The sequence below is a fragment of the Nocardia sp. NBC_01730 genome (genome assembly GCF_035920445.1).
Classification (GTDB): domain Bacteria; phylum Actinomycetota; class Actinomycetes; order Mycobacteriales; family Mycobacteriaceae; genus Nocardia.
Genome location: NZ_CP109162.1, coordinates 964,592 through 991,552 on the forward strand (window position 1 = coordinate 964,592; position 26,961 = coordinate 991,552).

Here is a 26,961-nt window from a genome sequence, read left to right on the forward strand (position 1 = left end):
ACGTGCTCGCTGGGCCTGTTGCCGGCCTTCGGGCCCGAACAGCACATCGCGGTTGCGCAGGCCGGTGAGGATGTCACCGGCCTCGGCCATGTTGCGGGCGAACCGGTCGAACTTCGTCGTGCTCAGCACCACCTGCCGATCGGCTACGGCGGCGGCCGCCGAGGTGACCGCGGCGAGCGCGTTGTCCAGTCCGGCCCGTTTCTTGCGCGTGGTGCCGAAGATCCCCGGTCGATGAAGATCCGCTCGGTCGGCACGCCGAGCGCCAGTAGTTGCTCGGTCTGGATCTCGACGTCCTGCTCGTCGGTAGAGCAGCGGCAGTACTCGACGCGGAACGGCTCGATCAGCGTCCGATCGTTCCGTATGGCGGGGGCCCATCGGAACAGTTCGCGGAACACCACGACGCCAGCAACGTCGTTCGTGCTTCGCACTTCAGAACGCTTCGGGAGTTAGCCGTATTCGGTGACATTTCAGCCAGGTTGGAAGAATGCGAGCATTCTCCGGCTGGCGCCCGGCGACGTCAGGATTTCCCAGATGCGTGCGGACATTCGGGCGGCAGCACTGGTGCGTTCGAACATCTCGCGTTCGTATTCTTTGACGGCGGTCGGAAAGTCGTTCGGGTGTGTGCCCAGTGCGAGGCCGAGCACAGCGCCGTCGAGCAGTGCCATGTTGGCGCCCTGGCCCACCGGCGGCATCAGGTGCGCGGCGTCGCCGAGCAGCGTTACGCCTGGTGTCGACGGCCAGGTCAGGCCGACCGGGAGAGTGGTGATCGACCATGTCAGGATCGTGTCGTCGCAGGCTGCGATCAGCGCGGTGAACCGTGAGTCCCAGCCGGTGAACTCCTCGATCAGCCGCGCCCTGGCGGCGGTTGGGTCGCCGAACGGGATTCCGCTGGTCGCGAACCAGTCCTCGGCGGTGTTGTAGAAGCTGGTGTAGACGCGTACGCGGCCGTCGCCGTTGCGCTGCGCCGTCAGGGATTGCCCGTTGCCGAGCACCCAGTAGTTGCCGCGCCCAACCATCGCCGCGAGGTCGGGATAGGTGCGGTCGATGTCGGGAATGCCGAGTTCGACGACGTGTTGGCCGGTGTGCGCCGGGCGGGCGTCAGTGAGCAGGGCACGGACCCGGGAGTTCGCACCGTCGGCGCCGACCAGCAGGTCATACGTCGCGCTGCTGCCGTCGGCGAAGTGCAACAGACCGTCATCGGCGTGTTCGAACGCGTGCCCCCAGCGCACCGCGTGTTCAGGGAGAGAATCCAGCAGCAGATTGCGCAGATCGGCACGGTCGACCTCGGGTCGCTCGAGCGGGGCGTCCTCAGGGGTGTCCTCCTGGAGCAGCAGGGTGCCGTCCGGCTCCAGAAGGCGCATGTCCTGCCCTTCGCCGCGGGCGATGGCGTGGAACTGGTCGATCAGGCCGGCCTCACGCAGCGCTCGCTGCCCGGAATGTATGTCGAGCATGCCGCCCTGGCCGCGCGCGCCGCGCGAGGGTTCACGTTCGTACACGATGGCGTCGATGCCGTTCACGCGCAGCACCCGGGCGAGCGCCAGGCCGCCCAATCCGGCTCCGACAATGGCGATTGTCATTGTTCCCTTTCGATACACAGTATCTTCCAATACACTGTATTGCACCATCCGATGTATCGTCAGCGGCATGTTGGTGTGGGAGCGGCCGGAGCCACCGAATCGACCGGTGCCGGCCCCGCTGAGCCGGGAGCGGATCGTACGAGTGGCGATCCGGTTGGCCGACGCGGACGGCCTAGCGGCGGTGTCGCTACGCAAGGTCGCCGCCGCCCTGGACGTCGGGCCGATGCGGCTGTATGGCTACATCGCCACCAAGGAGGAGTTGCTCGACCTGATGGTCGACGCGGTCTACGCCGAGATTCGGCCCGCTGGAGACGGTTGGCGAGAGGTACTACGGTCCCTTGCCGAAACCACCCGGAAGGCCGCTCACCAGCACGAATGGCTCGCCGACCTGATCGGTGGGCGGCCCCAGCTCGGGCCGCACGCGCTGGCCAGGGGAGAGGCTGTGGTGGCCGCAATGGCCGGCGTCGACGTGGACACCATCATGCCGGTGGTCGACGCGGTCAATGCGTACGTGATCGGCGCGGTGCGCCGGGAGATCACCGAGCAGCGCGCCGAGCGAGCCACCGGGATGGACAAGCAGCAGTGGCAGGCCGCCTTCGGGCCTTATCTGGAGCGAACCTTCGCAACCGGCCGATTCCCCGCGCTGGCCACGGTCATACGCGATGGCGCCCACCTGGACGCCAACCAAACCTTCCGGACTGGCCTCGAATTCCTCCTCGATGGCATCCAAGCCCGCATCTCGATCTGACGCGCGGCCCGAGGGACCAGACGAGCGCCGCCCGCGGCACCAGCTCGGCGCTGACGCGTTGAGACGACGCGACCTCTAGCGGCCCGAAGCCACTATTCCGCGGCAGTGGCGGCTTTCTCGACAAATCGGATGCGCCCGAGAGATGTGCGCCAGCACCTCGTCGATCCGGCGCCCGGACCGGCGCATCTGCTCGACAGCGAGCCCGTAATACTCTGTCGTCCAGGCGATCACCGAGTTCGCGGCCGATGTCAGGCACCAGGCTTGTTCGGTCTGGGTTTCCAGGTGGCGGGCGCGGATCATGCCCTCGTGAGCGTAGAGCAGGTCACGCCGCAGTGCGTGCAGGGATTCGCCCTTGTTGAGCTGGCGGGCGATGCGACGGCGATAGTCGGGGTCGGACAAATATTTCGTGGCGTAGATCGTTCCGCGGAGAGCCCATATTCCTTCAGCGCGGCGGAGAGGGCGTTCTGTCGGCTGGAGGCGGAAGCTTGCCGACCGGCAGTGACGCGGTGGCGTGCCCGAACTTCAGCGATCCGGCCAACCGGAGCAGGTCGTCGTAATGATCCGCGATGAGGCCCAGATTCAGCTTGCGGGTCAGCGGCGGGCCCCGCATGCGGGGCCCGGATTCCACGTCCGCTCTGGGCCCGGCCGATACAGCGTGATGCGTCCCAGATCCCGGATCCGCGGCGAGAGTTGCAGGCCCAGCAGGTGAGGTTCCGTTTCAACTCCGGTGAGCGGGTCTGCTTGCCGGATGCGTGGGGGAAGCAGTCCAGAAAGCCAGTGCGTTTGTCCAGCTCGATCAACAGCGACATAATCGGCGCTCACGGCAGCATCTCCGTCAGCTCCGCCTCGAGCGCCGTCGCCTCGGCCGACACGTCCTCTGCGGTCAGAGGGGAGATCACCAGATCTCCGTCGTCGTCCAGTCGGACCGGGCCGTCGCCCTGGGCGAACACCGCCTCCAGCTCGCCGACCGCGTCGTGGAACTCGTCGACGGCCGCAGCGATCGACCGGATCGCGGCCAACGGTCTGCGCTACGGCAAGTGGCACACCACGGCGCTGTGTTCCCCGACCCGATCCTGCTTGCTGACCGGCCGCAACCACACCACCAACGGCATGGCGTGCATCAGTGAGGCGGCGATCGGCTTCCCCGGCGCGAACGGGCACATCCCGCCGGAATGCGCCACCCTCGCCGAGGTCCTGGTCGAGCAAGGCTCTTCCACCGCGATGGTCGGCAAATGGCATCTCTGTGCCGAGGACGAGATGAACTTGGCGTCCACCAAAAGGAATTGGCCGATCGGCCGCGGATTCGAGCGCTTCTACGGCTTCCTCGGCGCCGAGACCAACCAGTGGTACCCCGACCTGGTCCACGACAACCATCCCGTGGAGCAGCCAGCCACCCCGGACCAGGGCTATCACTTCAGTGTCGACATCACCGATAAGGCCCTCGACTAGATCGGAGACGTCAAGGCGATCGCCCCGGATCGGCCGGTGTTCCTGTACTACGCGCCGGGCTGCGCTCACGCCCCGCACCAGGTGCCCCGCGAATGGGCAGACCGCTACCGCGGCCGGTTCGACGCCGGCTACGAGGCGATGCGGGAGCAGATCCTGGCCCGGCAGAAGGAGATGGATCTAATCCCCGCCGACACCGAGTTGCCGCCGCTGAACCCGATCGGCACCCCCGAGACCCGCACCGGCCCCGATGGGAAACCCTTCCCGGCATTGGACTCAATGGCGCCAGCGGCGAAGGCGGTCCCACCGGGTCGGTCAACGAGAACAAGTTCGCCAACGGTGTTCCGGACGATCTGGCCGAAAATCTCACCAAACTGGACGAGCTGGGTGGCACCAAGACCTACAACCACTACCCGAACGGGTGGGCGATGGCCTTCAACACCCCATTCAAGATGTGGAAACGCTACTCGTTCAACGGTGGTGCCTCCGACGCGTGCATCTTCTCATGGCCCGCAGGGATCGAAGCACGCGGCGCGACCCGGGACCAGTACCACCACGCTATCGACGTGGTCCCGACATTGTTGGACTGCATCGGCATCGAACTTCCGGACACGGTGAAGGGGTACACCCAGTGCCCCTGCAGGGTGTGAGCATGCGCTACAGCTTCGACGCCGCCACGATCCCCACCGCCAAGCGCACCCAGTTCTATTCGATGCTCGGCACCCGCGGTATCTGGCACGACGGCTGGAAGGCCGTCACCACCCATCCCGCGATCAGCGGTTGGGGCCACTTCCCGGAGGACACCTGGGAGGTCTACCACTGCCAGGAGGACCGATCGGAGCTTCGCGATCTCGCCGCCGAGGAGCCCGTGCGGCTCGCCGAGCTCGTCGGGTAATGGTTCCACGAGGCAGGTGCGAACCAGGCGTTGCCGCTCGACGATCGCGCCGCCCTCGAGATCGTCACCACCCCGCGTCCGCAGCTCGCGCCGCCCCGAAACCGGTACGTCTACCGTCCCGGTGGAGCCCAGGTGCCCGAGTCTGTCGCGGTCAACATCCGCAACCGCTCGTACTCGATCGGCGCACTTGTCGACATCCCCGAACCGGGCGCGACCGGGGTGCTGTTCTCCCATGGCGGCCGGTTCGGCGGGCACGCCCTCTATGTCAAGGACAATCGGCTGCACTACGTATACAACTTCCTCGGCAGCGAGGAGCAGAAGATCAGCGCATCCGAGGACCTGCCGACCGGGAGAACATGATCTTGGCGGCCTCGTTCGGGAAGGATGGTGAGGATCCGCCCGGCACCGCGCACGGCGTCATGAGCCCGTACTACGGTGACCGCAAGGTCGGTCAGGGACGGATCAAAACCCAGGCCGGCAAGTTCAGTATCGCTGGCGAGGGCCTGCACGCCGGCCGCGACAGCGGGGAATCGGTCACCGACGACTACCCCGGATCCGCTCCCTGGGCGTTCACCGGTGGCACTTTGAAGCGGGTGTCGTGGATGTCAGCGGCGAACCCTACGTCGACCTCGAACGCGAAGCCGTCGCCATGCTCTCCCGCGAATGACCGCTGCCAGCGTGAACCTGTGTAGAAAGGTTTCGGTCATCACGGTCTGATGATGCATCGGAAGCCGATGTGACATGTGGAGGTCTCCTCGGTCTGACCCTGACGCGCCGCAGGTCGATATCGCAGGCAGTAGTTCGGCGCACACAGGTACGAGCCGCCTTTGATCACACGGCGTGCGTAGGGCTCGCCGGGCTCGGGCGTAAGCACGACGGCCTTGCGTAGGTTGGCGGGCATGCAGCAGATAGCTGCCGGTGCCATGGTTTTCCCCGTCTCGGAGTGGTCGGCGGTGTAGTAGTCCACCGTCCACTCCCACACATTGCCCGCCATATCGCTGAGTCGGTAGCCGTTCGGCGGGAACCGGCCTACCGGCGACGTGCCCGGGACGCCGTCCCCATCGAGGTTCTCCCAGGGAAACCGGCCCTGCCAGACGTTGGCGGCGCGCCTGCCGCCAGGTTCGCGCGTTGCGCCCCACACGAACGGTTGCCGGTCCAGGCCACCTCGGGCGGCAAATTCCCACTCTGCTTCGGTCGGCAGTTCCTTGCCGGCCCACTGGACGTAGGCCGAGGCGTCGAACCAGGACACTTGGGTGACCGGATGGCGTTGCCGTCCATCGAGATTGCTGCCGGGGCCCTGCGGATGGCGCCAATCCGCACCCGGAGTAAACGACCACCAGCGCCGGTAGTCATCGAGCGGCACAGGTCCTGGGGTGGGGGTGAACACCAAGGAACCGGGCACCAACAACGACGGGTCTGCTCCCGGGTGTTGCGCCGGATCTGGCGGTGTTTCGGCGGTGGTGACATATCCGGTGTCCTTCATGAACCGCCGGAACTCGGCCACTGTTACCGGATGGGTATCCATCCAGAAGCCATCCACGGTGGCCTGATGAACAGGACTTTCTTCCGGATAGAAGTTTTGGGATCCCATCCAGAAAGTCCCGCCGGTGATCCACTCCATGTTCTTTGGAGCCGTACGTGTCATGGAATTCAGCGTTTCATAGTTGGCGCCAGCACAGGAAAGATCGACGCGGTCGGTCGGCTTCAACCCCTATTGCGATCAGCGCTTATTCGGTGAGGTTGCGCCGGGACGCGCGCGCAACCTGTCGTGTGTCGCAGCCATCGGTGGCGGTCGGCGTGGCGATGCACGCCAGCAGTCGGCGACGCCGAAGAATGCGTAGACTCCGCGGCGTCGGCGCGTCCACCGGCTCGACGCCGAACACCATTCAGGCGATGGCGAAGGATGCCGTCACCTTCATCCGCGCGCTGGGTCTTACCGAGATCGACCTCCTCGGCTTCTCCATGGGCGGCATGATCGCCCAGGCGATTGCTCAGGACGAACCGCAACTCGTTCGCAAGCTGATCATCGCGGGCACGGGACCCGCCGGCGGCGAGGGCATCAAGAATGTGACCAGGATTTCGCATCTCGACACGATCCGAGGGCTGCTCACGTTGCAGGACCCGAAGCAGTTCCTCTTCTTCACCAGTCCAGCGCCGCCACCCCGCATACGGCAATCCGACCTCCGCAGTGAACACGTGAGACCGGCGGCTCGCCGAGATCCCCACGCGGGCAGCGAGTTCCACCAGCGTCGGCGGCCCACCCAGATAGCTGCCCGCGATCCGCAGCGCGTCGGCCACCACCGGATGGGAGCGACGGTGCTGGCCCGGCGGCAGCGGACCAAGGGGATGTGTCGGTCGGCGTGGGGTGGCGGCGGTGACCCAGCTGGTGGCCTGATCGGCGGGCATTCCGGCCAGTCGGCTGAGCGCGGCGTGCGCGGTCGTGCTGTCCGGATCGGGGAAGGCGACGAATCCGCTCGTGTCGGCGTCGGCGTGGACCTCGTGACCGACCCCGGGCGGGATGATCGCTGTGTCGGCGATCGTGGTGCGACCGCCGCTGTCGGTGAGCGTGAGCCGGCCGCGGGCGACGAACAGGACCTGCACGGCGGCATGCGCATGCGCGTTCGCGTCGCCGATACGGCCGGTGAACGCCATCAACCCAGGGCTGAACACCACGCCACCGCGCCATCGAGACCCCGCCTCGTTATCCGGTGCGGTGGTCGATGGCCGCGGCAGTGTGGTCGTCATGATCGCGAGGCCGCCAGCGCGGGCGAGGGCTTCGCGTTCGTGGCGGGCGCCGGGGCGAGGGGGGTGGTGCGGCCCGCGCGGACACCGTTGGCGATGACGACGATCTCGGCGAGTTCGTGCACGGCCACCACCGCCGCCAACCCCAGCACCCCAACCAACGCCAGCGGGATCAGCACGGTGATCAGAGCGAGGGACAGCCCGACGTTCTGCAGCATGATCGCTCGGGCGCGGCGGGCGTGGTCGAGGGCCTGCGGCAAATGCCACAGGTCTTCACCCATCAGGGCGACGTCGGCAGTCTCGATCGCGACATCGGTGCCCATGGCGCCCATCGCGATACCCAGATCGGCGGTCGCGAGCGCGGGAGCGTCGTTGACGCCGTCGCCGACCATCGCGGTGAACCGACCCTTACGGAGTTCGGCGATGATGCGGGCCTTGTCCTCCGGACGCAGGTCGGCGTGCACGGTGTCGATCCCCGCCTCGGCGGCCAGTGCGGCGGCGGTGCGGGCGTTGTCGCCGGTGAGTATCGAAACCCGGCACCCAGCCGCGTGCAGGCGGTCGATGACCTCACCGGCCTCGGGACGCAGTTCGTCACGCACGGCGACCGCGCCGATCACGCGGCCGTCGTCCTCGATCAGCACCGCCGTCGCACCTGCGTGCTGCATACGTTCCACATCCGCGGCCAGCGCGCCGGCCTCGATCCAGCCCGGACGACCCAGACGGGCCGGGCGGCCGTCGACCCTGCCGGTCAACCCGGCACCGATGACGGCTTCGACCTCGGTGGCCGGGGAGACGCTTCCGGTAGCGGCGAGGATGGCGCGGGCGAGAGGGTGTTCGCTGCGGGACTCCAGCGCCGCCGCGACCTCCAGCACCCGGCTGGGCTCGACGCCGTCGGTGGCGGCGACGTCGACCACGGCGGGTTTATTCGCGGTCAGGGTGCCGGTCTTGTCGAGCGCGACCTCACGCACCTTGCCCAACGCCTCCAGGGCCGCGCCGCCCTTGACCAGCACACCCAGCTTGCTCGCCGCGCCGATCGCGGCGACCACGGTCACCGGCACCGAGATCGCCAGCGCGCACGGCGACGCCGCCACCAGCACCACCAACGCGCGTTCGATCCAGGTCGCCGGATCCCCGAAGATCGCACCGATGACCGCGATCGCCGCTGCCGTGACCATGATTCCCGGAACGAGGGGTTTGGCGATCGTGTCTGCCAGCCGCTGGGCCTCGCCCTTGCGGGCCTGTTCTGCCTCCACGATCCGCACGATCCGCGACAGGGAGTTGTCTTCGGCGGTCGTGGTGACCTCGACCTCGAGGACGCCGGTGCCGTTGATCGACCCGGCGAACACCTCCGCACCGAGACCGGCTTCCACCGGCACCGATTCCCCGGTGATCGCCGAAACATCCATGCTGCTGCGGCCCCGCGCGATCACACCGTCGGTGGCAACCCGCTCCCCAGGGCGCACCAGCATCCGATCCCCGACCCGCAACTCCGCCGGAGCGACAACGGTTGCGGCGCCGTCGCGCAGCACTGTGGCCTGCTCGGGCACCAACGACAACAACACGCGCAGACCGCGGCGGGTGCGGGCGACGGCGTACTCTTCGAGTCCTTCACTGATGGAGAAGAGGAACGCCAGCATCGCGGCTTCGCCGACCTCGCCGAGGATCACCGCACCGACCGCGGCGACTGTCATCAGTGTGCCGACACCGATCTTGCCCTTGACCAGCCGCTTCAGGGTCGACGGCACGAAGGTGTAGGCGCCGACCAGCAGAGCAGCGGCTTCCAAGCTCAACTCCACCGCCCGTGGGCCACCAGCCCAGCCGGTTATCAGCGCCGCGAGCAACAGCACACCCGCCACCGCGGCCGCTCGCAGCTCACTGAGCTCCCACAGCTTCTCCGGCTCCCGCTCCTCGACCTCACCGTTGCCGCTGGCGGGTTCGTCGTGGCCGCAGCCGCACGCGTCACTCATGCCCGCACCTCGGTCGACACCTCGTTGGCCGTGGTGGAGTCGGTGCCGTAGTTCGGGCACAACGCCACCGCGTTGCCCGTCGCGGCCAGCAGCGTTTCCGCCGAAGCCAGCAGGTCCATCAACTCCGGGCGGGCCAGACTGTAGAACACCTGACGCCCCTGCGGACGCCCCATTACCAGCCCGCAATCCCGCAGGCACGCCACATGCGCCGACACCGTTGACTGCGCCAACCCCAACCCGGCCATCAGATCCACCACCCGCGCCTCCCCACACGCCAACCGGTGCACGATCGCCAACCGCGTCGCATCCGACAGGCTGTGGAACAACGCCACCGCCGGATCCAAGCCCTCCGCCCCGGCCGGACACCCATCACCATGATTCATCGCCATTATCCGATGATAACTATCATCTTCGTTGATATCGACAGATCCCGCGATCAATCTGCCAACTCCGGCCGCACACCGACAGGCCGATGGCCGCCCAGGGAGTGCGATGGTCTTGACCTTGCACTGCTGGATCGCCGCCCGGTGGGGGGGACATACCGAAACCGAGACCAGTGCAAGCCGATCCAGTGAAACCATCAGCGACCGCCGTATACCGGAACAGGTGGCAGCCGAGAGTTCGGCGCGGGCCTGAACCTCCGCCGATAACGCGCCAGGTTCCGCGGTTTCGCCTCGGGCCCGGCACGGTCAACGGTGTGATAGACCGTGACCGTCAAGGACACCGACAGGTCGGCTCGGGACGCGTCTTCCTTGCGGCCTCGTTCGAACCGGATACGACACCTAACATCCGGATGCCCCGCGCTGCGACCCCTGATCAGGCCGGGCCGGTGGGGAACAGAGCGGGATTCGAGGTCGAGCCGGGTGACCGGGACGGTCTCGGGTGGGTGAAGTTGAGCACCCAATCGCCGAAACGGCGGATGGTGCGGGTGATGCAGGGGGAGATGGTGGCCAGGTCGGAGCCGGAGCCGGAGGGAGCGCGATCACGGACATCCATTCCCTCGACATCTCCAGGAGATGCTGGCACACGATCCTTATCGGCCCCCCTTGTCCGAGGAACTTGGCCGGCCAGGTGCGATGGCGGGTGATTCGGCGGAGATGACCAAGAAGTTCGGCAGATGGACGTAGCCGTCGATGCCAGGCGCGGCAAGCGCCGCCTTGCTTGCGACGGCCACGTTCAGGCCGGGCTCGGCGACTTCACGCAGTCGGCATCCCGGGGCCGCGAGTTCGTTGAGGTAGGCCGACAGTGGCCGGTGGAAGTCAGGGGCGTAGCGGCCTGCGATCTCGTATTCATCGAGGTATCGCCGGACCCGATACTCGCCGTGCTCACGCCACGTTCCCCGGAGCTGCTCGAAGGCTGGGTGATTGATGGCGATGACGATGATGCCGCCGAGCTGGGCGGAGCGGACGCAGGTCCGCATCGTAGACCGCCAATCGGGAATCGCCGATAGAACCATGCTGCACACGACGGCGTCGAACGGCGCACCGAAGTCGAGGGTCTGAGTCAGGTCAGCCTCGACGTAGGTGATCCCTTGCCGGAGTTCCTGTTCTTTGTGCAGCGCGTATGCGAATAATCCGGCTGCCGGTTCGACGGCGGTGACGTCGGCGCCACGTGCAGCCAACATGCGGCTGGAATATCCATGCCCACAACCAGCATCGAGGATTCGGCGGCCCGCGACGTCTCCGAGCATCTCGAGCAGAACGGGGTTGAGCAGATGCCGCTTGTCGAAGTCGCCGGCGGGCTCCATCTCATCGAGCACATCGTGCGGGATCTGGCTCCAACGCTCGATCGCCGCGCGGCCGGTCCATCCTGCGGTCACCCGTGTGAGCGTATCCGGCTCTCAGGCTCCTCGGGCATCGTCAGGTGCGTTCGGAATACCGCAGGGTTGCAATACGACCGTTTGCCAGTGGCGGTCAGCTCTCGTCTCGTTGACCATGCTTGCCCCGCGCCGAGAACCACGCCCGATAGTGGACGGCGAATGACGGCGATTACGGATCTGGTGTCATGTGAAGGCCGGACACAAACGGCGAAAGTTGGTCGGTAGTAGGCGTACCGTCCGGTATGTGGCAAGGGCCCGGACCGGCCGAGTGGCCGACTGTCGGCAGCAGGTGCGTGGCCCGGTCGCGGGGCTGTCCCCGCTGAGACTCCGCAGGCGTAATCGATGAGATGAACAACCGTTGGAGGTCTTATGACGTTCGTCGAGCCTGATGATCTGGTTGCGACGAAGCCGTATCCGCGCAGGGTCGGCCCCAAGGGCTCCTACATCGTCAAGCTCGTCACGACGACCGATCCCAAGCAGTTGGGAGTCATGTATCTGTTCACGTCGTTTTCGTTCTTCTTCGTCGGCGGGTTGATGGCGCTGCTGCTACGTGCGGAACTTGGGCGCCCCGGGTTGCAGTTGCTGTCCAACGAGCAGTACAACCAGTTGTTCACCATGCATGGAACGGTCATGCTGTTGTTGTTCGCGACTCCGATCGTGTTCGGTTTCGCGAACTATGTGCTGCCTTTGCAGGTCGGCGCGCCCGATGTGGCGTTCCCGCGGCTGAACGCGCTGGCCTACTGGTTGTATCTGTTCGGTGGGCTAATCGTAATGTCGGGGTTTTTCACTCCGGGTGGTGCCGCCGATTTCGGTTGGACCGGCTACACGCCGCTCAGCAGTATTGTGCATTCCCCGGGTGTCGGTGCGGACCTGTGGGCGATAGGTTTGGCCGTTGGCGGTGTCGGCACCATCCTGGGTGCGGTCAATATGATCACCACCGTGGTGTGCCTGCGAGCCCCCGGTATAACGATGTTCCGGATGCCGATCTTCACCTGGAACATTCTGGTGACCAGCGTTCTCGTGCTGCTGGCGTTTCCGATCCTGACCGCCGCCTTGATGGGGTTGGAACTCGACCGTCACCTCGGTGCGCACATCTTCGATCCCGCTACCGGCGGTTCAGTTCTGTGGCAGCACCTGTTCTGGTTTTTCGGTCACCCCGAGGTGTACATCGTGGCGCTTCCGTTCTTCGGCATCGTCACCGAAGTGCTTCCGGTGTTTTCCCGTAAGCCGTGCTTCGGCTACGTCGGGCTGGTCTACGCCTCGATCGGTATCGGCGCTTTGTCGGCGGTGGTGTGGGCACATCACATGTTCGCTACCGGGGCGGTTTTGCTGCCGTTCTTCGCGTTGACCAGCTACCTGATCGCCGTGCCGACCGGAGTGAAGTTCTTCAACTGGATCGGCACCATGTGGCGCGGTCAGCTCACGTTCGAGACGCCGATGCTGTTCGCCGTCGGGTTCATCGTGACGTTTCTTTTCGGTGGCCTCACCGGGGTGATGTTGGCCAGCCCGCCGATCGATTTCCATGTCACCGACACCTATTTCGTGGTGGCGCATTTCCACTACGTCCTGTTCGGGACCATCGTGTTCGCCACCTTCGCCGGTATCTATTTCTGGTTCCCGAAGATGACCGGCCGCATGATGGACGAGCGTCTGGGCAAGTGGCACTTCTGGACCACCCTTGTCGGATTCCACACCACCTTCCTGGTGCAGCATTGGCTCGGCAACGAAGGAATGCCGCGCCGCTACGCCGACTACCTGCCCGGCGACGGGTTCACGACCCTCAACACCGTTTCCACGATCGGGTCGTTCATCCTGGGTTCTTCGATGCTGCCGTTCGTCTGGAACGTGTTCATAAGCTACCGCTACGGGGAGGTTGTGACCGTCGACGACCCCTGGGGGTACGGCAACTCCCTCGAATGGGCGACCTCCTGCCCGCCGCCGCGGCACAACTTCTACGAGCTGCCACGCATCCGCTCCGAACGCCCCGCATTCGAACTGCACTACCCCCATATGGTCGAGCGCATACGCGCCGAGGCCCACACCGGATCCGACCGCAAGGCGGGGCAGATCGTAAACACTGCGGCCACCGACGTCGCCCACCCAGCCCCGGCCCGTCACCGCAGTCGCAGACATCGTGAGTGAGAAATCGACCGCGGGAAGGTGATCGCGATGAGAAGGTTCTCCGTTCGACCGCCATGGACCATGCCCGGCAGCGGACTCGAGGGATCGAGCCGCTACCATATAGCGTTGGTGCTCAGCTGCGGGTTCCACGCCCACACCGCCAGCGATCAGCCCGACCGGCCCCCACGCGGACTCGATGTGTTTCCCGGCCAGGAGCAGCAGCGATGAACAGGTTGGCTCGGCTGTGCACCGAGCAGGGACAAAGCCCGTGGCTGGATACCCGCCCCTACCTCCGTGACGGTGTCCTCGAGGCGATGGTGGCCGACGGTATCCGCGGGGTGACGGCCAACCCGACGATATTCGCTCGCGCCATCGAAGCCTCCAACGCCTACGACGACCAGTTCGCCACCCTCACCTCCGCTGGCTCCACCGTCGAAGACGCCTACTGGGATCTCGTTGTGTGCGACGTCCTTCACGCGGCGACGGTCCTGCGACCGATCTACGACGACTCCGGCGGCACCGACGGTAACGTCTCTATCGAGGTCGCACCGGAACTGGCTTACGACACCGACGCCACGATCGCCGCGGCGCGCAGGCTGCACGAGCGGATCGCCCGCCCGAACGTGTTCGTGAAAATCCCGGCCACGACCGAAGGGATACCGGCGATCACGGCGATGATCGCCGAAGGCGTCGGCATCAACATCACCCTGATCTTCTCCCTGCCCCGCTACCAGCAGGTGATCGAGGCCTACCTGCAAGGCTTGGAGACGTTCACCGCACACGGCGGCGCCCCCGCCCACGTCCACAGCGTCGCGTCGTTCTTCGTCAGCCGCGTAGACACCGAAGTCGACCACCGCCTCGAACACCTCGGCACCGCCGACCCGCTCGCGCTGCGGGGTCGTGCGGCGATCGCGCAAGCCCAGCTCGCCTACCAGATCTTCCGCGACAGTTTCACCGGCCCACGCTGGGACAACCTCGCCGCCCACGGCGCGCACCCGCAGAAGCCGCTGTGGGCCTCGACATCCACCAAGAATCCCGCCTACCCCGACACGAAATACGTCGACGGCCTCATCGGCCCCGACACCATCAACACACTGACCGAAACGACCATCGCGGCGTTCCAGGACCACGGCACGCTTACCCGCAACCTCGACACCGCCGCCGCTGCCGCCACCCTCATGCGTGAGCTGGCCGCCGTCGGAGTCGACATGGACGACGTCGGCCACACCCTCGAAGCCGAAGGAGTCGCCAGCTTCCACACCTCCTTCGCCGACGTGCTGACCGCGCTACACACCAAAACCCGCCAACTCGAGCGGCGATAAAACGGAGGTCGATGATGAAGACTCGACGCACTGTGCAAATCCGCAGAATCTACGACGATCCAACCCCGCAAGACGGCACCCGTGTCCTCGTGGATCGGCTCTGGCCCCGCGGCGTCAGCAAAATCAGAGCCCACCTCGACGAATGGTGCAAACAGATCGCCCCATCCACAGAACTGCGCACATGGTACGGCCACGACCCGGAACTCTTCGACGAATTCGCCCGCCGCTACCGCGCCGAACTGACCGAGCCCGACCGCGCCGAAGCGCTCACACACCTGCGCGAACTGGCAGGCCAAAACAAACTCACACTGCTCACCGGCACCAAGAGCACCGACATCAGCGAAGCAGCCGTACTCGCCGATCTCGTCGCACAAACGAGCAGATCCCCCAGAAAGTGACGAGCCGCGACGCGACACAGGCTGGCCGCGGACCGCGGAAACGGAGCCGCGTTATGCACATCGCCCGCGTCTACAGCTCGAGGCCATGTTGTATGAGGCGCGGCGCTGAGGATCTCACCTGGTTGATGAGGGGCGGGGTATTGATGGTGTTCATCCTGATGCACGAGCCGGGTGACGTCCTCGTCCACGAACTGCTGCCGGTCGCGTCGGGCGCCTGATTGCGCTGCACCGTCGATACACAGGAGCGGCTCATGGTGACATTGGACCGGTTGGCGAACGTACTGGGTGGCTATGGGATCCGCTTGCGGTTGGGTTCGGTTCCCCGGTCCACCCCATTGCGCAGTGTGGTGATCCATGGGGCCGAGCAGGACCCCACGGAAGTCGGCGATGTGCTGCTGGGGATCGGGGCACGCTCGATGTTGGAGGTGGTGGAGTGGGCGGTGTCAGCGCGGGCTGTTGTCGCGCTCATCCGTGGGGATCAGGGGACCGGGGACGGGCCGGAGATCGAGGGTATGGCGGTGATGGTGGTCGACCCTGCCGTGGCCTGGAGTGAGGTGGCCGCGGTTGTCTACGGGTTGGTGCTGGAAGGACGCGAGACCGAGGCCGGTCGCGGCCCGACCGATTTGTTCGCCTTGGCCGACAGTCTGGCCGACGCGGTCGGGGGTGCGGTGACTATCGAGGACCGCCGGTCTCGGGTGCTGGCGTATTCCAGGCCGCAGCCCCACCTCGACCCTGCACGGGTCGAGACGATTCTGGGCCGACAGATGCCGCCGTGGTTGCGGACGGTGTTCGATGCGCGCGGTGTCTTCGCACATTTGGCGGTCTCGGATGAACCGTTGTTCGTTCCCGCGCAGGCAGAACGTGGTGTGACGGGTCGGATGGTCGTGGCCGTACGCGTGGGCCGGCAATTGCTGGGCTCGGTATGGGTGTCGTGCCCGGCACCGTTGCATGGGGCTCGTCGCATGGCCTTGGCCGACGGTTCGCGCACGGTGGCCCTGCACCTGTTGCGGTCGCGGGCCAGCGCGGACCTGGAACGTCAGGTGGAATCCGAACTGGTGATCCGTTTGCTGGAGGGCGCCGCGGACGCGGCGACGGTGGCCAGCAGGCTGGGGTTGGCGCCGGAGAGTTTGCGGGTGATCGCGTTGCGGGCTCGGATCGCGGACGAGCAGCACGCCGCGCTGCTGTTGATCTTCGAGCGAGCAACAACCGGATTCGGCTGGTCGCGTTCGGGTCGCAGCGCCTTGGTCGGCGACACCATCTACACGGTGCTGCCCGCTGATCAGGCGGCGACGACACGCCGCTGGATAGGTGAGCTACAGGCGGCACTGCCCCGGGAGACGACGGTGTCGGCCGGTATCAGCGGTGTTGCCCGCTCTACGGAATTGGCGTTGGCGCGCCAAGAGGCCGAGGAATGCCTCGCGCTGCACGAGGCCCGCTCCGCGGGTGCTGCGCCCCCCGCCTATGACGAGTCGTGGGACGAAATCCTGCTACAACGGCTGCGCACCGCAGGGCTTTCCGGACGCACCCCCACACGGGGGCCGGTATCGGAGTTGCGACGCCACGACCGCATGAGCTCCACCGAGTATGTGGCGACGCTGCGCGCCTGGTTGCAGGCCCAAGGCGACCCCGCCCGGGCGGGCGCGCAGCTCGGCGTGCACGAGAACACTGTACGTAACCGGCTGCGCAAGATGGCAGAGGTAACCAACCTCGACTTGGACAACCCCCGCAAACGACTTGCCATGATGATCGAACTCGCCGTCACCGACAACGCCTGACACACCCGCGCTGTGCCATCGCCACAAATCTCGACTCCTCGATTGTCGGATCAGCGCAACTGATTGCCTCAACGTTCACGCCATCATGGGGTTGACCAGAAGCCGCAGTCAGGAGGAGCGAAATGTTGAGTATCGAGGGGACGGGCAACCGACCGTAGCCGACATTATCGCCGAAGACGCAGCTATGGACCTGACGCTCCGCGCGAATCGGATCCGCTGCGCTGATTCGACCGGCGATACCCGTGGGTCCGAGCGACTCAGACTCGGCCCGACACCAGGGCCTGCGCGTTGTCAGGGGCGGCACCGCGGCCTTGGCCCGCCCCTGACGACACTCCCCAGCCCAGCCAGGAAGGACACAAACAACATGGCCAGCACCAGAGGCGTCTGGATGACATCACACGCCCACGATCGGCTTCGGACCGAATTGCACGAGCTGCTCACGCGACGCCACATCGAATCTCCCGAGGAGGACAGTGGCGACTACGCACGCAACCAGGCTCTGCATTCCGCGCGCCAAGCACGCATCCGCCGGATCTACCACCTGCTCAGCAACGCACTCATCGGTCGGAACCCACCCGACGACGGGATCGCCGAGCCCGGCATGGTCGTGACCGTCCGCTACGACGACACCAGACAGGTCGAGACGTTCCTGCTTGCAGTACGCGAGGCCGAAGACAGCGAGATGGAGGTCTATTCCGTGCAATCGCCATTAGGCAGCGCAATCGCCGGAGCGCGACGGGCGACGCCGTACCTACCGCGCCCCCAGCGTCGCCACCGTGGCAGTGACGCTGCTCCACGCGGTCCCCTACGGGCGGACGGACCCAGCATCCGGAGAACACGAGGGCAGGCCGGCGCAAGATCTGCCCTCTCGTGCCGAGCCGGTAACAAGTTGAACGGAGTTGAACGGAAGTGAGGAACATGCAGGTATACGAGGTCATGCAAAGACCGATCACCGCTGTGCGGCACGACAATACGGCGCGCGAGGCGGCGCTGATGCTCGCCGAACTGGGCTACGCGGCGTTGCCTGTTCTCGACCAGGACGATCGCCTCATCGGGGTACTCACCAGCGGTGATCTCTTGCGGGCCGGCGAACTCGACGACACGGTCAGTGAAGTGATGACCACACCTGCGGTGTCGGTGCCCGACAACGCGGCACTGGCCGAGGTAATGAGCAGGCTGGTAACACGCGGACTGCGCAGTCTGCCAGTCGTCGATGCCGACGGCCGCGTGATCGGCATGTTCAGCCGTGGCGACGCGTTGCGAATCATGCTCACCCCCGACGACGCACTCGCCGCCGATGTGCAGAACCTCCTTGATCAATACACCGGTGCACGGCGCTGGCATGTCACCGTCCACGAAGGTGACGCCACCCTCTCCGGCCGGTTCGCCGACGAATCCGAACGGCGCATCGCCATTGCCCTAACCCGCACAGTGCCCGGCATCCGCACCGCGTCCATCGCAACCACACCGGCCGCTGCGGCCGCACCTGTGCACTGACCCAGCATCCACAACAGTTGAATCCGGCCTTCGACGTGAGCGGCGCAGCGCACATCGATGGATTCAGGCCCACGGCGCCGAACGTGGACAGGTTGTGGCCACTGAACAAGACGCGCCGGGGTATTGGCGCATTTGGTCGCAGCTCGGGTTGTCACACAGACGCCGGGTTATTGCGGTCCGCGCACCCCGACTCGACCGCCATCCACCTGCTGTTGCCGCTGGTGTGCTGTTTACAACGGGCCCGAGGGATGCGAGTGGAGAAACCGGACAAGCGGCGCACCCGCAATTGTCGCCGACGGACAAGCGCAGCCGTTCCATGTCGGCGATCCTGGCCTTGTCAGCAGATATTCGGAAGACGTGGAGGTGGTCATACACAGGGGGTCGCTGGCAGGGCGTCCCATCGGATTCGGACATTTCCCATCGAAAGTGTGAGATTTTGGTGAGATGGATCGAATTGGCTCCGGAATCAGTAACCCGGGCGAAAGTCGCCGTGATCGGAGTTCTGGCGCTCGGTCGATTTACATCTTGCTTCGAACCTGAGACGCAAGCACGCAGCAGCTGAGCGCCATCGGCGTGTCTGCGAGACGACACGCCGGGGGTTCTACCGCTTAGCTATTATTTAGCAAAGTTGCGTGGCCGGAGCCATTCTTCTACCTGCCTCGACACGGCTGAGCGGCACGCTGTCCTGCGCGGCCGTCTGGCGTTCCTGGCGGAGTCGGAGAGTTTCTTCTACGGGCGGTGCGTGTGTCAGGACGCGATGTCGCCGCTGTGCCTGGCCTGCAAAATTCGGCGTGCTCCCGTGAGTGCCGCGGCGCCGAGGACCTCTTCCAGTTGCTCCCAGCGGGTGACCAGGTCGGCGAGCATCATCATCATGACGTCGGGGAAGGCGTAGAGGAACGTCTTGTAGCGGTAGTGGTCGAGGTAGTAGAGGCGGACCGCTGTCACGGCGGTGACGGTAATGGTTCTGGCGTCGAAGAACAGGTCGTGGCCGCCGAGGATACTGCCTGTGGTCAGCACGGCGCGGTCGTAGACACCGCCGAAATCGACCTCCACGTCACCCTCGGCGACGACGTAGACGCCGTGGGCGGTGTCGTCTTCGCGGCAGATGGGGTCGCCGGGGGCGTAGGTGAGTTCATCGAACATGGAGGCAAGGGTTTCCAGGTCGGTGTCGACAAGGGGTGCGAACAACGGCACGCCGAAGGGGTCGACGCCATCGGTGAGGCACGCTACGCGAGTTCGTAGACAGTCGAAGCTGAGGTGCCGCATACGCATTCGCGCGAAGCGTTTCATGCGGTCGATATCGCGGCGCTGTCGGCGCGAGGTCTCGGTGCTCGGCGGGCTGTAGATCGACGGGTCGCCGGCGATGCGGGCCGCTTCGCGCAGACCCGACTCGTAGGCACTGTGGACGCAGCCCCAGTGGTAACTGTTGGTCGCCTCGCCCGCGAAGAACAGGCGCGTGCCGACGGGTTCGGCGAGTGTGTCGAGGTCGCGCAGGGAAGCATCGACACCGATGCAGGCGTAGGAACCGAGCGCGTAGGGGTCCGTCGACCACGCCGTTCTGGAAACATGCTTGGGCGCGGGAGTGTTCGTGCCGAAGATGTCCCGCACGACGCCGGTCGAGTAGTCCTGGACCTCGACATCGGCCCAGGTTTCCATGGCGCGTCCGAGCGATGCGCCGAGCAGCAGGACCAGAATCGGCTTGCCGTGCGACTTCCACATGCTGATGACCACGGTCGGGTAACTGTCGGTCTCACGGCACAGATAGCCGAAGACGTATTGCTCCGCGGGCCAGAAGATTCGGTCGTAATGCAGGGCGATCTTGTTCAGCGTGCCGAACCCGACGCGGTCGATGGCTCGGCGTTTGGTTTCCGGCAGCAACGGGCTGAACTCGATTTCGTTCGATTTGAGAACGCCGAGTGGCACGGTGACGAGCACCTTGTCGGCTTCGTGGACGCCGAGGTCGGTCGTCACCCGTACCGGCGTCGAGCCGTCACCGGTGTCGATCCGGCGCACAACGGTTTCCAGTTCGATGGTCAGATCCTCGGCGAGTGCATCGACCACCGCCTGGTAGCCGCCGTGCAGGACGCTGTCGCCATATCCGTAGACGCGGTAGCCGTCCTCCCAGAACTTGAACGATAGTCCACCGGGATCCTCACCGACGTCTTCGCGCAGGATCACATTGAGGTGATAGCGGATGGCCTGTTCATCGTCGTGACTGTGGCCCGCTTCAGCGAGGATCTGGTCCACGACCGCGGCCAGCGGCACATCCGGATGTCCGCGGCGGCGGGCGATTTCGGCGCGCTGCTCGAGTTCGTGAAGTACCTCGTCGGCAAGTTCGAGGGTTCGGTTCTTTACCGTCGCGGTGCTGATCTGCCGATCGGGTCCGATCAGCGCCAGACTGTCGAATCCGCCGGTATAGGAACTGTCGCCGCCGACATAACTGTGCGGGATTTCGAGTTGTTCGACCAATTCGGTGAGCGGATTGCCCTCCGTACCGTGTATCCAGTGCGCGCCCAGGTCGACGCCGTCGCTGTCGGTCCAGATCCGGCCGCCGATCCTGTTGCGCGCCTCCAGCACGGTCACGGCATGTCCCAGCTTTCGAAGTGCTTGTGCGGCAGTCAATCCCGCGATTCCCGCACCCACTACGAGTATGCTCGACGGCCTCCTTTCGAACGTTGCGTCGCCGATCGTTGTCTGCCCCGCGAAGACGGGCTCCGAGCCACTACTCGACGAAAAATCACTCGACTGTTCCATCGTCACAGTATCGGGGAAATACGTTGGTTGAGAAGGTAATTCACCAGGTTCACATACCGACCAATCGACCATTTCGGACCACACTCGACAAACCGGCTGATTCCGGGTCAACTGAGTACATCCCATCCGCTACGCCTACGCCCAGCGGCAGAAATTCTCGTCGCCACGAGTCGGCTGCCACAGGAGGCCACTGGGACAGTACTGCTACGACGCGACGGCTCCTGGCGCGACGACCTGTGATCGGCGGACATTGTGCGAACGCTTGGAAAGCCCGAACTGCCCCAGCCAGGCTGCCCTGCGGTTGGGCATGGGCGAAGGATTCTACCGTGATGATTGCCGGATGCGCCGATCGCCTCATGGGAGATGCGCATCGACTCATCATCCGGGTAATCGAGGCGCAACCGGTGCGATGTCTGCTCCGACTCCACGCATGGGTTCAGCGCCGGTCCGCTCGGCGGGCTTAGTTACTGCCAATCCAGCGAGTCTGCGGGCCGGATACCGGCCTCCCGCCCAAATTCCGGATCACCCCGGCCAATCGGTCGACCACGTACTCCCGCAAGCCGCGCGTTCATGGCGAGCTTGGCCGTCGCGATCGTCGTCGGCCAGCTGCTTCGTAGCCGACAGGCCGGCGCAGAGCCGACAAGCGCCCGATTCGGCCAAGCCAAGATTCTCCCGACCCGGACCGCGACCGATCGCCCCACTGGCACAAGCGCTCACTTCGTTGCGGCGGGCGGTGGAACAGTCAGTCGTCATCGATCTCTTCGGTGATCCAATCCTGGGGCACGAGTGCCTGGCCGTTGCTGCGTCTCCAACGTGCTTCGACCGAACTGCGGCCATAGGGGCTTTCGAGGGTAGTTGGGGTGCCAGCGATTTCCAATGCTGTTGCCGGGTAGGCCGGTCCGGCGGTGTAGAAGCGGGCTCGGGTCTTTCCGACCGGTTCGAGCACCCGGAGTGCAACGAGGTCGCGCAGATCGCGTTGCGCTTGTTGCAGACTCAGCCCTTCGGATTGTTCGTAACGAGTTCGCCGGACCCTGCCGGACATCGCGACATCATGCAGTGCGCTGATGACGCGTTCGTCCAGGCGGATACCTGCGACGTAGCCCTCGAGCTTCGCCCACACCGTGCCGGACCGAACCCAACGGGCATGCACTGTTTGGGCCTGTTGGTGGTAGGCGGTCAGGTTGAACCGAATCCATTCGGACACATCCTGATCCGGCCGGTAGGTGCTGCCCCGCCGGCCGAGGACCTGGTAGTACTCCCACGTGTTACCGGGCCTGCCGAGCCACGCTTCGATGGACGAGAACTCCGGTGCGAGAACGCCTTCCCGGGCGATCATCAGGGTCTGTAGTGATCGGGATATGCGTCCGTTGCCGTCGGCCCAGGGGTGGATGGATACCAGATGCAGATGTGCCATCGCCGCGCGCACCAGCGGATGCGTGCCGTCATCGGTGTTGAGCCAATCGATGAGTTCTCTCGTCAACTCCGGCACTTGATCGGCGTCGGGGGCGGTGTAAGCGGCGATGCTCGGATCACGGGCGTCGGTCACGTACACGGGACCGGGTCGCCATTGTCCAGCCGGGCGACGTTCAGTGTGCCGATGCCCCTGCAGCATCCAGTGCAGTGCGTTGAGAAATCCCTTGCTGTAGGTGAAATCGTCGACGTCGTGCAGCGTTTGGATGTAGGTCATCATCCGCTCGTAGGCGAGCGTCTCGGCCTTGTTCTCCTCGGAGACCTCGACGTCCCGTTCGCCTGCGATTAGATCTTCCACGTCGACGGTGGAGACTTTGAACCCCTCGATGGAGTTCGATGCGGCGACGGCGTCGGCGGTGAGGAACTTACGAAGGCCGCCTGCCCATTTGCCGGGTTTGGCCTGAAGCTCATGGCGTAGTTCGTCGCGCATCCGGTCCACATCGGCGAGGACGCGGCTATCGGCGGCGGTCAGCGCGGGCGTGGGCAACAACATCACACAATAATAATATGACGTAGTCATTGCGTCAAAATATGAGAAACCGGCCATGGCCACCGCAGAACGGGCCCGTGCCGACATGAACAAGCAGAAGCCCGATCCTATCCCGCCCGCGGGGCTGCGACGGCGGCACCTGGTGACCGTTCGCACGGTCGAGGGCTTTCCCTGCTACACCGTCGCCTCCCGGTCCGCCGCCGCCGAGTCGGCCAAAGCGCTGATCTATGTACATGGCGGCGCGTACATCCACCAGATCACCCACCAGCATTGGCGCTTCATCTCCCGCCTGGTCGACGCCGGTTGCCGAGTCGAGGTTCCCCTCTATGGGCTGGCGCCCCAACACGTCTACGGCGAGGCGTTCCCCCTCGTCACCGCTGTCCACCGGAATCTGCTCGATCACTACCCACCCGAGTCGGTCATCTGGGCCGGCGATTCGGCCGGCGCGGGACTCGCGCTCGCGGTGACACAGACCCTGCCCGAATCCGGTTTGCCCATGCCTGCCCGGCTCATTCTGCTGTCCCCCTGGCTGGACATCACCATGTCGAATCCTCAGATCCGGCAAGTCGAACAACACGATCCGTGGCTGTCCAGTGCCGGCCTCATCGAAGCCGGACGGGCGTGGGCAGGCGGCGATGACCCGCACGACCCGCGATTGAGCCCGATCAACGGACCGATCGCGGGTCTGCCGCCCCTGGACGTGTACATCGGTACCGCCGATGTCTTCGACCCCGACGCCAGGCGACTTCGCGAAATGGCCGAACAAGCCAGCGTCGCCATCCGTCTCACCGAGGTCGACGGCGCCTTCCACGTCTATGCCCTGGCGCCCGTACCCGAGGCCCGCGCAGCGACGCAGGCCATCATCGCCACCGTGCGACAGTTCTGAGCCGCTGACGAGGGGTGTCGTGATGTTCACGATTCACCGTCTCCGCGGGGGCATCGGCTACCTCGACAGCCGACCAGCGAGTACACGCACATCGGCATGAGCGTGTGGTTAGGCGGTGTGCCAGATACCGCAACTGGCTGTAGGCAGGGAATCTCCAATGACCACCGGCACGACGGCACTGTGACGGGAGGAACGAAGAACACCGCACATGCCGCTGCTTCCCTGCGCCATTCGCGGTGCGCGCTGAGTCGGGGTACGTTCGCAGTGAACGACACAGAACCCGTGTCGACAACATCGATCCAGCGCACGAGCACCGGATGGGTTACTCGATTCGACGTTACGAGAATCCGCGAACCCGCCCGTTTCCGTCCCATTTCATCTCGATCGCCACCGGTCACAAGAGGGCAGGCAACACCGGACACGCCGATACCGCGAGTGTCACGAACTCAGACCGGACGAGTACGTAGGAACCCCGGAACTACTCGCGCGGTTGGGCGACCTCCCGCGGTACCCCGGCAGTCGAGTTCAGGGCGGGTAACTCATCGAATCGCCGCTCTGCCAAGGCCGTAACATCTTCACGTCGAACCCGACGAGTTCTCCATCGACTCGGACTCCTGCGCCATCCCCGCGGCTTCGCCACCGCTCGCCGATATCGCACTACAGCATCCTTGCGCACCGCTCCCGCGTCGCTACACCGACGTGTGCGCGCCCTCGTCGCCGGAAGGCCGATTCGCACGGCCCGTGTCGACACATCAGCGGCGCGCCGGTCCAAGACCCCAGATGCTCTCGAACCACATGTGGCGGGTACGGATCGGCCTTATCCTCTGAGCCGCAACTACTTTCAATTGCTTGGGGGGTATCGTGCGCTACCGGTCTTTCATCACCGTGATCCTCACCTCACTGCTGCTTCTGGTCGGCCAACCGTGGACGGCACATGCCCAACCAGGGCCAGCACAGTCGACTTGCACCCCAGCAATTCCGGATAACGCACCACCGACGACGAGCTTCTACGACCCGAATCGGCAGTATCTCGGCCCCGATCCGCTCCCACAGGGACTGCCGGTACAGCCGCTGCTGATCGGGTACCAGCGGCTTGGCACACTCACCGCGGATGACTTCGTGGCCAAGTACCGCAACGACTCCGGCTGGATCTACCCTCCCGAGGACGGATTCCAGGTGATCGACGGGCAGGCCGTGCGGCACCCGCAGGAATTGCCGACCGGCACGCGGATCGACCGGTTCGGTTACCCGGGTGGACGTTTCCTCGCACCAGCAAATGACCATTTCGAAGCGCGGGCGCTGCCGCCACAGAACCTCAACACGCCCACGGGAACTCCACCGAGCAACTACCACCTCTACTGTGTACTCAAACCGTTCACGGTCGAGGCGGGTCCGATCGCCGCATGGTTCGAGCAACCCGGTGGTGGAACCCAATTCCTCCTACAGGCCACGCACCTCCCCGAGGCCGGATCGGCACTGAGCGTCACGTGGCTACTGCAGAATGGATACCTCGTCGAAGAAAGGGCTGCCTGACATGGATCGTGAGCAACTCAACGCCGCGTTGCTCGCGGCCGGACTACCCCCGGAATCATTCCAGATCCCCGGCACCCATACCCACGATCCGCTCCCGACCGACTTCTGGTTCCTCCGGAAAGGTGCGCGCGGCGACTGGGAGGTCGGCGCTTGCGAGCGCGGGAAATACGAGGTGCGCGAACGGTTCAACACCGAGCCAGATGCAGCGGCCTGGCTGTACCGCACCCTCACCGGACAAGCTCCATCAGGCGCGTAACCTGCCAATTTCGGCCTTGTCGGTTCTGCTGGCGCCGACGGTGGGGCCTCGTTCCCAACGGATCACCCACGACCGCCTCGATCAACTAGCGCAGGACGCCACCACCCACTACATCCGCAAACTCCCGGTCTCCACGGGAATCCTTCCGCTTTGTGACGAGAATCTTGCCCAGATCCAACTTTGGGCCGAACGCACCCTCACGACGCTGCCTGCTCACCAGCAGCGAATCATCCGGCCCTTCGCCGAATGGCACGTCATCCACCGCGCGCCGCCAGGCACTGATCCGCACCGCGCTCTCGACCGCCTACCTCGGCGGCGCGCAGATCCTCTACGGCCAGTTCCTCAGCAAGAACCGCGGACTGGCCGACTTCTACCGCCAACAACGATTCACGCTGATGCTGCCCGGCATGCCGCTGGACTTCTCGACCTGGATGGGTCTGTCCGCGGGCCCGGCGCCGTTGGCCGATGAATGGTTCTGCTGCCGAGATGTGACTCGCGGCGGAAAGTGGCGGTGTTCTCGCGTCGTCAAGTGGCGCATCAGTGACTGCGGTCAGGTGGTGCCGATGACGAGGGTGCTGCGGGCGGTTTCGACGACGTCGGCGGTGATGGTGTGGAGTTCGTTGATTTTCATGATGCGGTGAATCTGGGCGAACAGGCGTTGCAGGAGCCGGGAGTTGCCGCCGGTGATACGGGCGACCGCGGCGACGGCTTGGGTGTCGGTGAAGTCGTCGGGGTCTAGGTCGAGGCCGAGTTTGTGCCAGTGCCGGGTCAGGACAAAGGTGAGTTCCTCGCCGGTCAGCGGCCGGTAGTGGTGGGCGAAGCCGACGCGGCTGTAGAGCTGCGGATAGCGGGAGAACGTTTTCTCGATCCCGGGCATCCCGATGAACAGCAGGCCGTGGTCTCCGCGGTCGTACTGGTCGCGCAGGTGTTCGATGGCGGTGGCGGTCAGGCGTTCGGATTCGTCGATGACGAGCAGTTCGATGTAGTCGGGCATCCGGTGGAGATGTGTGCCTGCCTGGACGTGCTGGTCGATGCAGATGTTGACCCGGTCGTAGAGCAGCTTGAGATCGTCGCGCAGTTCCCGCAGGGTCGAGGCGACGGTGGGTGTGTAGAACACCGTGCGTGACCGGGACAGCGCGGCGTAGACCTCTTTGTCGGAGTCTTCGCGGGGACCCCAGGTGCGCAGCAGGTGTCCTGCTTTGTCCCAGCGGGCGTAGCGCGACGCAGACACGGTTTCCCGATTCCGGCTGCGCCGTAGCAGATTC

The 26,961-nt window shown here is 65.3% G+C and carries 21 protein-coding genes and 5 pseudogenes; 14 read left to right on the top strand and 12 right to left on the bottom strand.

The genetic code is table 11. The annotated features are described in order from the left end of the window. Positions 1–143: 143 nt before the first annotated feature. Entirely contained in the window at positions 144–428 is a 285-nt protein-coding gene (locus tag OHB12_RS03510) for a recombinase family protein (protein ID WP_327116084.1), read from the bottom strand. A 39-nt stretch (positions 429–467) separates the two neighbouring features. After that, positions 468–1,577, bottom strand: a complete 1,110-nt coding sequence (locus tag OHB12_RS03515) for an FAD-dependent oxidoreductase (RefSeq protein ID WP_327116086.1) — start codon at positions 1,575–1,577, stop codon at positions 468–470. A 142-nt stretch (positions 1,578–1,719) separates the two neighbouring features. Here OHB12_RS03515 and OHB12_RS03520 point away from each other — a divergent pair, with 142 nt between their 5' ends. After that, a complete protein-coding gene (locus OHB12_RS03520) occupies positions 1,720–2,325 on the top strand; it encodes a TetR/AcrR family transcriptional regulator (protein WP_327116088.1) in 606 nt (201 codons plus the stop codon). Positions 2,326–2,454: 129 nt separating this feature from the next. On the opposite strand, the pseudogene OHB12_RS03525 reads toward OHB12_RS03520, so the two are convergent. After that, positions 2,455–3,329 (bottom strand): annotated as a pseudogene (locus tag OHB12_RS03525) (Tn3 family transposase); the annotation flags it as partial. Between OHB12_RS03525 and OHB12_RS03530 the strand changes: the two are divergent. After that, positions 3,325–5,333 (top strand): annotated as a pseudogene (locus OHB12_RS03530) (sulfatase-like hydrolase/transferase); the annotation flags it as partial. The pseudogenes OHB12_RS03525 and OHB12_RS03530 sit on opposite strands and share 5 nt — an antisense overlap. 39 nt (positions 5,334–5,372) lie before the next feature. Here OHB12_RS03530 and OHB12_RS03535 read toward each other — a convergent pair. Then, positions 5,373–6,311, bottom strand: coding sequence for a formylglycine-generating enzyme family protein (locus tag OHB12_RS03535; protein WP_327116090.1), 939 nt, complete (start codon positions 6,309–6,311; stop codon positions 5,373–5,375). A gap of 200 nt (positions 6,312–6,511) precedes the next feature. On the opposite strand from OHB12_RS03535, the pseudogene OHB12_RS03540 reads away from it, so the two are divergent. Further along, positions 6,512–6,811: pseudogene (locus tag OHB12_RS03540) on the top strand (alpha/beta fold hydrolase); the annotation flags it as partial. A 596-nt stretch (positions 6,812–7,407) separates the two neighbouring features. On the opposite strand, the gene OHB12_RS03545 reads toward OHB12_RS03540, so the two are convergent. The 4 genes from OHB12_RS03545 to OHB12_RS03560 form a co-directional block, all read right to left on the bottom strand. Next, entirely contained in the window at positions 7,408–9,375 is a 1,968-nt protein-coding gene (locus OHB12_RS03545) for a heavy metal translocating P-type ATPase (RefSeq protein WP_327116092.1), read from the bottom strand. Continuing rightward, a complete protein-coding gene (locus OHB12_RS03550) occupies positions 9,372–9,764 on the bottom strand; it encodes an ArsR/SmtB family transcription factor (RefSeq protein WP_327116094.1) in 393 nt (130 codons plus the stop codon). Before OHB12_RS03550 ends, OHB12_RS03545 begins: the two co-directional genes overlap by 4 nt. A gap of 427 nt (positions 9,765–10,191) precedes the next feature. Next, positions 10,192–10,401: a hypothetical protein gene (locus OHB12_RS03555; protein WP_327116096.1), complete on the bottom strand. Its 210-nt coding sequence runs from the start codon at positions 10,399–10,401 to the stop codon at positions 10,192–10,194. Positions 10,402–10,408: 7 nt separating this feature from the next. Further along, on the bottom strand, positions 10,409–11,194 hold the full coding sequence (locus tag OHB12_RS03560; protein ID WP_327116098.1) for a class I SAM-dependent methyltransferase: 786 nt from the start codon (positions 11,192–11,194) through the stop codon (positions 10,409–10,411). A 369-nt stretch (positions 11,195–11,563) separates the two neighbouring features. On the opposite strand from OHB12_RS03560, the gene ctaD reads away from it, so the two are divergent. From ctaD to OHB12_RS03595, 7 genes and pseudogenes are all read left to right on the top strand, one after another. After that, the gene (gene ctaD / locus OHB12_RS03565; RefSeq protein WP_327116100.1) at positions 11,564–13,336 is read left to right on the top strand and encodes an aa3-type cytochrome oxidase subunit I; all 1,773 of its coding nucleotides are present in this window, start codon (positions 11,564–11,566) and stop codon (positions 13,334–13,336) included. A gap of 27 nt (positions 13,337–13,363) precedes the next feature. Then, the gene (locus OHB12_RS03570; RefSeq protein WP_327116102.1) at positions 13,364–13,543 is read left to right on the top strand and encodes a hypothetical protein; all 180 of its coding nucleotides are present in this window, start codon (positions 13,364–13,366) and stop codon (positions 13,541–13,543) included. Beyond that, entirely contained in the window at positions 13,540–14,637 is a 1,098-nt protein-coding gene (tal, locus tag OHB12_RS03575; RefSeq protein ID WP_327116104.1) for a transaldolase, read from the top strand. The genes OHB12_RS03570 and tal overlap by 4 nt, the downstream gene beginning before the upstream one ends. Before the next feature lie 14 nt (positions 14,638–14,651). Continuing rightward, on the top strand, positions 14,652–15,035 hold the full coding sequence (locus OHB12_RS03580) for a DUF488 domain-containing protein (RefSeq protein ID WP_327120873.1): 384 nt from the start codon (positions 14,652–14,654) through the stop codon (positions 15,033–15,035). A gap of 251 nt (positions 15,036–15,286) precedes the next feature. Next, positions 15,287–16,810, top strand: coding sequence for a PucR family transcriptional regulator (locus OHB12_RS03585; protein ID WP_327116106.1), 1,524 nt, complete (start codon positions 15,287–15,289; stop codon positions 16,808–16,810). 364 nt (positions 16,811–17,174) lie between these two features. Beyond that, positions 17,175–17,703 (top strand): annotated as a pseudogene (locus tag OHB12_RS03590) (GreA/GreB family elongation factor). A 25-nt stretch (positions 17,704–17,728) separates the two neighbouring features. Further along, positions 17,729–18,307, top strand: a complete 579-nt coding sequence (locus OHB12_RS03595) for a CBS domain-containing protein (protein ID WP_327116108.1) — start codon at positions 17,729–17,731, stop codon at positions 18,305–18,307. Positions 18,308–19,054: 747 nt separating this feature from the next. On the opposite strand, the gene OHB12_RS03600 is transcribed toward OHB12_RS03595, so the two are convergent. The 3 genes and pseudogenes from OHB12_RS03600 to OHB12_RS03610 all read right to left on the bottom strand — a co-directional run bounded on the left by OHB12_RS03600 (position 19,055) and on the right by OHB12_RS03610 (position 23,024). Continuing rightward, positions 19,055–21,187: an FAD-dependent oxidoreductase gene (locus tag OHB12_RS03600; RefSeq protein WP_327116110.1), complete on the bottom strand. Its 2,133-nt coding sequence runs from the start codon at positions 21,185–21,187 to the stop codon at positions 19,055–19,057. A 221-nt stretch (positions 21,188–21,408) separates the two neighbouring features. Next, positions 21,409–21,620, bottom strand: a pseudogene (locus tag OHB12_RS03605) (IS30 family transposase); the annotation flags it as partial. 183 nt (positions 21,621–21,803) lie between these two features. Then, complete coding sequence (locus tag OHB12_RS03610; protein WP_327116112.1) at positions 21,804–23,024, bottom strand: Fic family protein; 1,221 nt, start codon at positions 23,022–23,024, stop codon at positions 21,804–21,806. A 52-nt stretch (positions 23,025–23,076) separates the two neighbouring features. Here OHB12_RS03610 and OHB12_RS03615 point away from each other — a divergent pair, with 52 nt between their 5' ends. The 4 genes from OHB12_RS03615 (at position 23,077) to OHB12_RS03630 (ending at position 26,337) form a co-directional block, all read left to right on the top strand. Beyond that, positions 23,077–23,907: an alpha/beta hydrolase gene (locus OHB12_RS03615; protein ID WP_327116114.1), complete on the top strand. Its 831-nt coding sequence runs from the start codon at positions 23,077–23,079 to the stop codon at positions 23,905–23,907. An 861-nt stretch (positions 23,908–24,768) separates the two neighbouring features. Further along, a complete protein-coding gene (locus tag OHB12_RS03620) occupies positions 24,769–25,440 on the top strand; it encodes a TNT domain-containing protein (protein ID WP_327116116.1) in 672 nt (223 codons plus the stop codon). A gap of 1 nt (position 25,441) precedes the next feature. Beyond that, positions 25,442–25,696: a hypothetical protein gene (locus OHB12_RS03625; protein WP_327116118.1), complete on the top strand. Its 255-nt coding sequence runs from the start codon at positions 25,442–25,444 to the stop codon at positions 25,694–25,696. A 164-nt stretch (positions 25,697–25,860) separates the two neighbouring features. Beyond that, positions 25,861–26,337, top strand: coding sequence for a hypothetical protein (locus OHB12_RS03630; RefSeq protein ID WP_327116120.1), 477 nt, complete (start codon positions 25,861–25,863; stop codon positions 26,335–26,337). On the opposite strand, the gene OHB12_RS03635 is transcribed toward OHB12_RS03630, so the two are convergent. After that, entirely contained in the window at positions 26,247–26,927 is a 681-nt protein-coding gene (locus tag OHB12_RS03635) for an AAA family ATPase (RefSeq protein WP_327116122.1), read from the bottom strand. The two genes, OHB12_RS03630 and OHB12_RS03635, sit on opposite strands and share 91 nt — an antisense overlap. Positions 26,928–26,961: the final 34 nt, after the last annotated feature.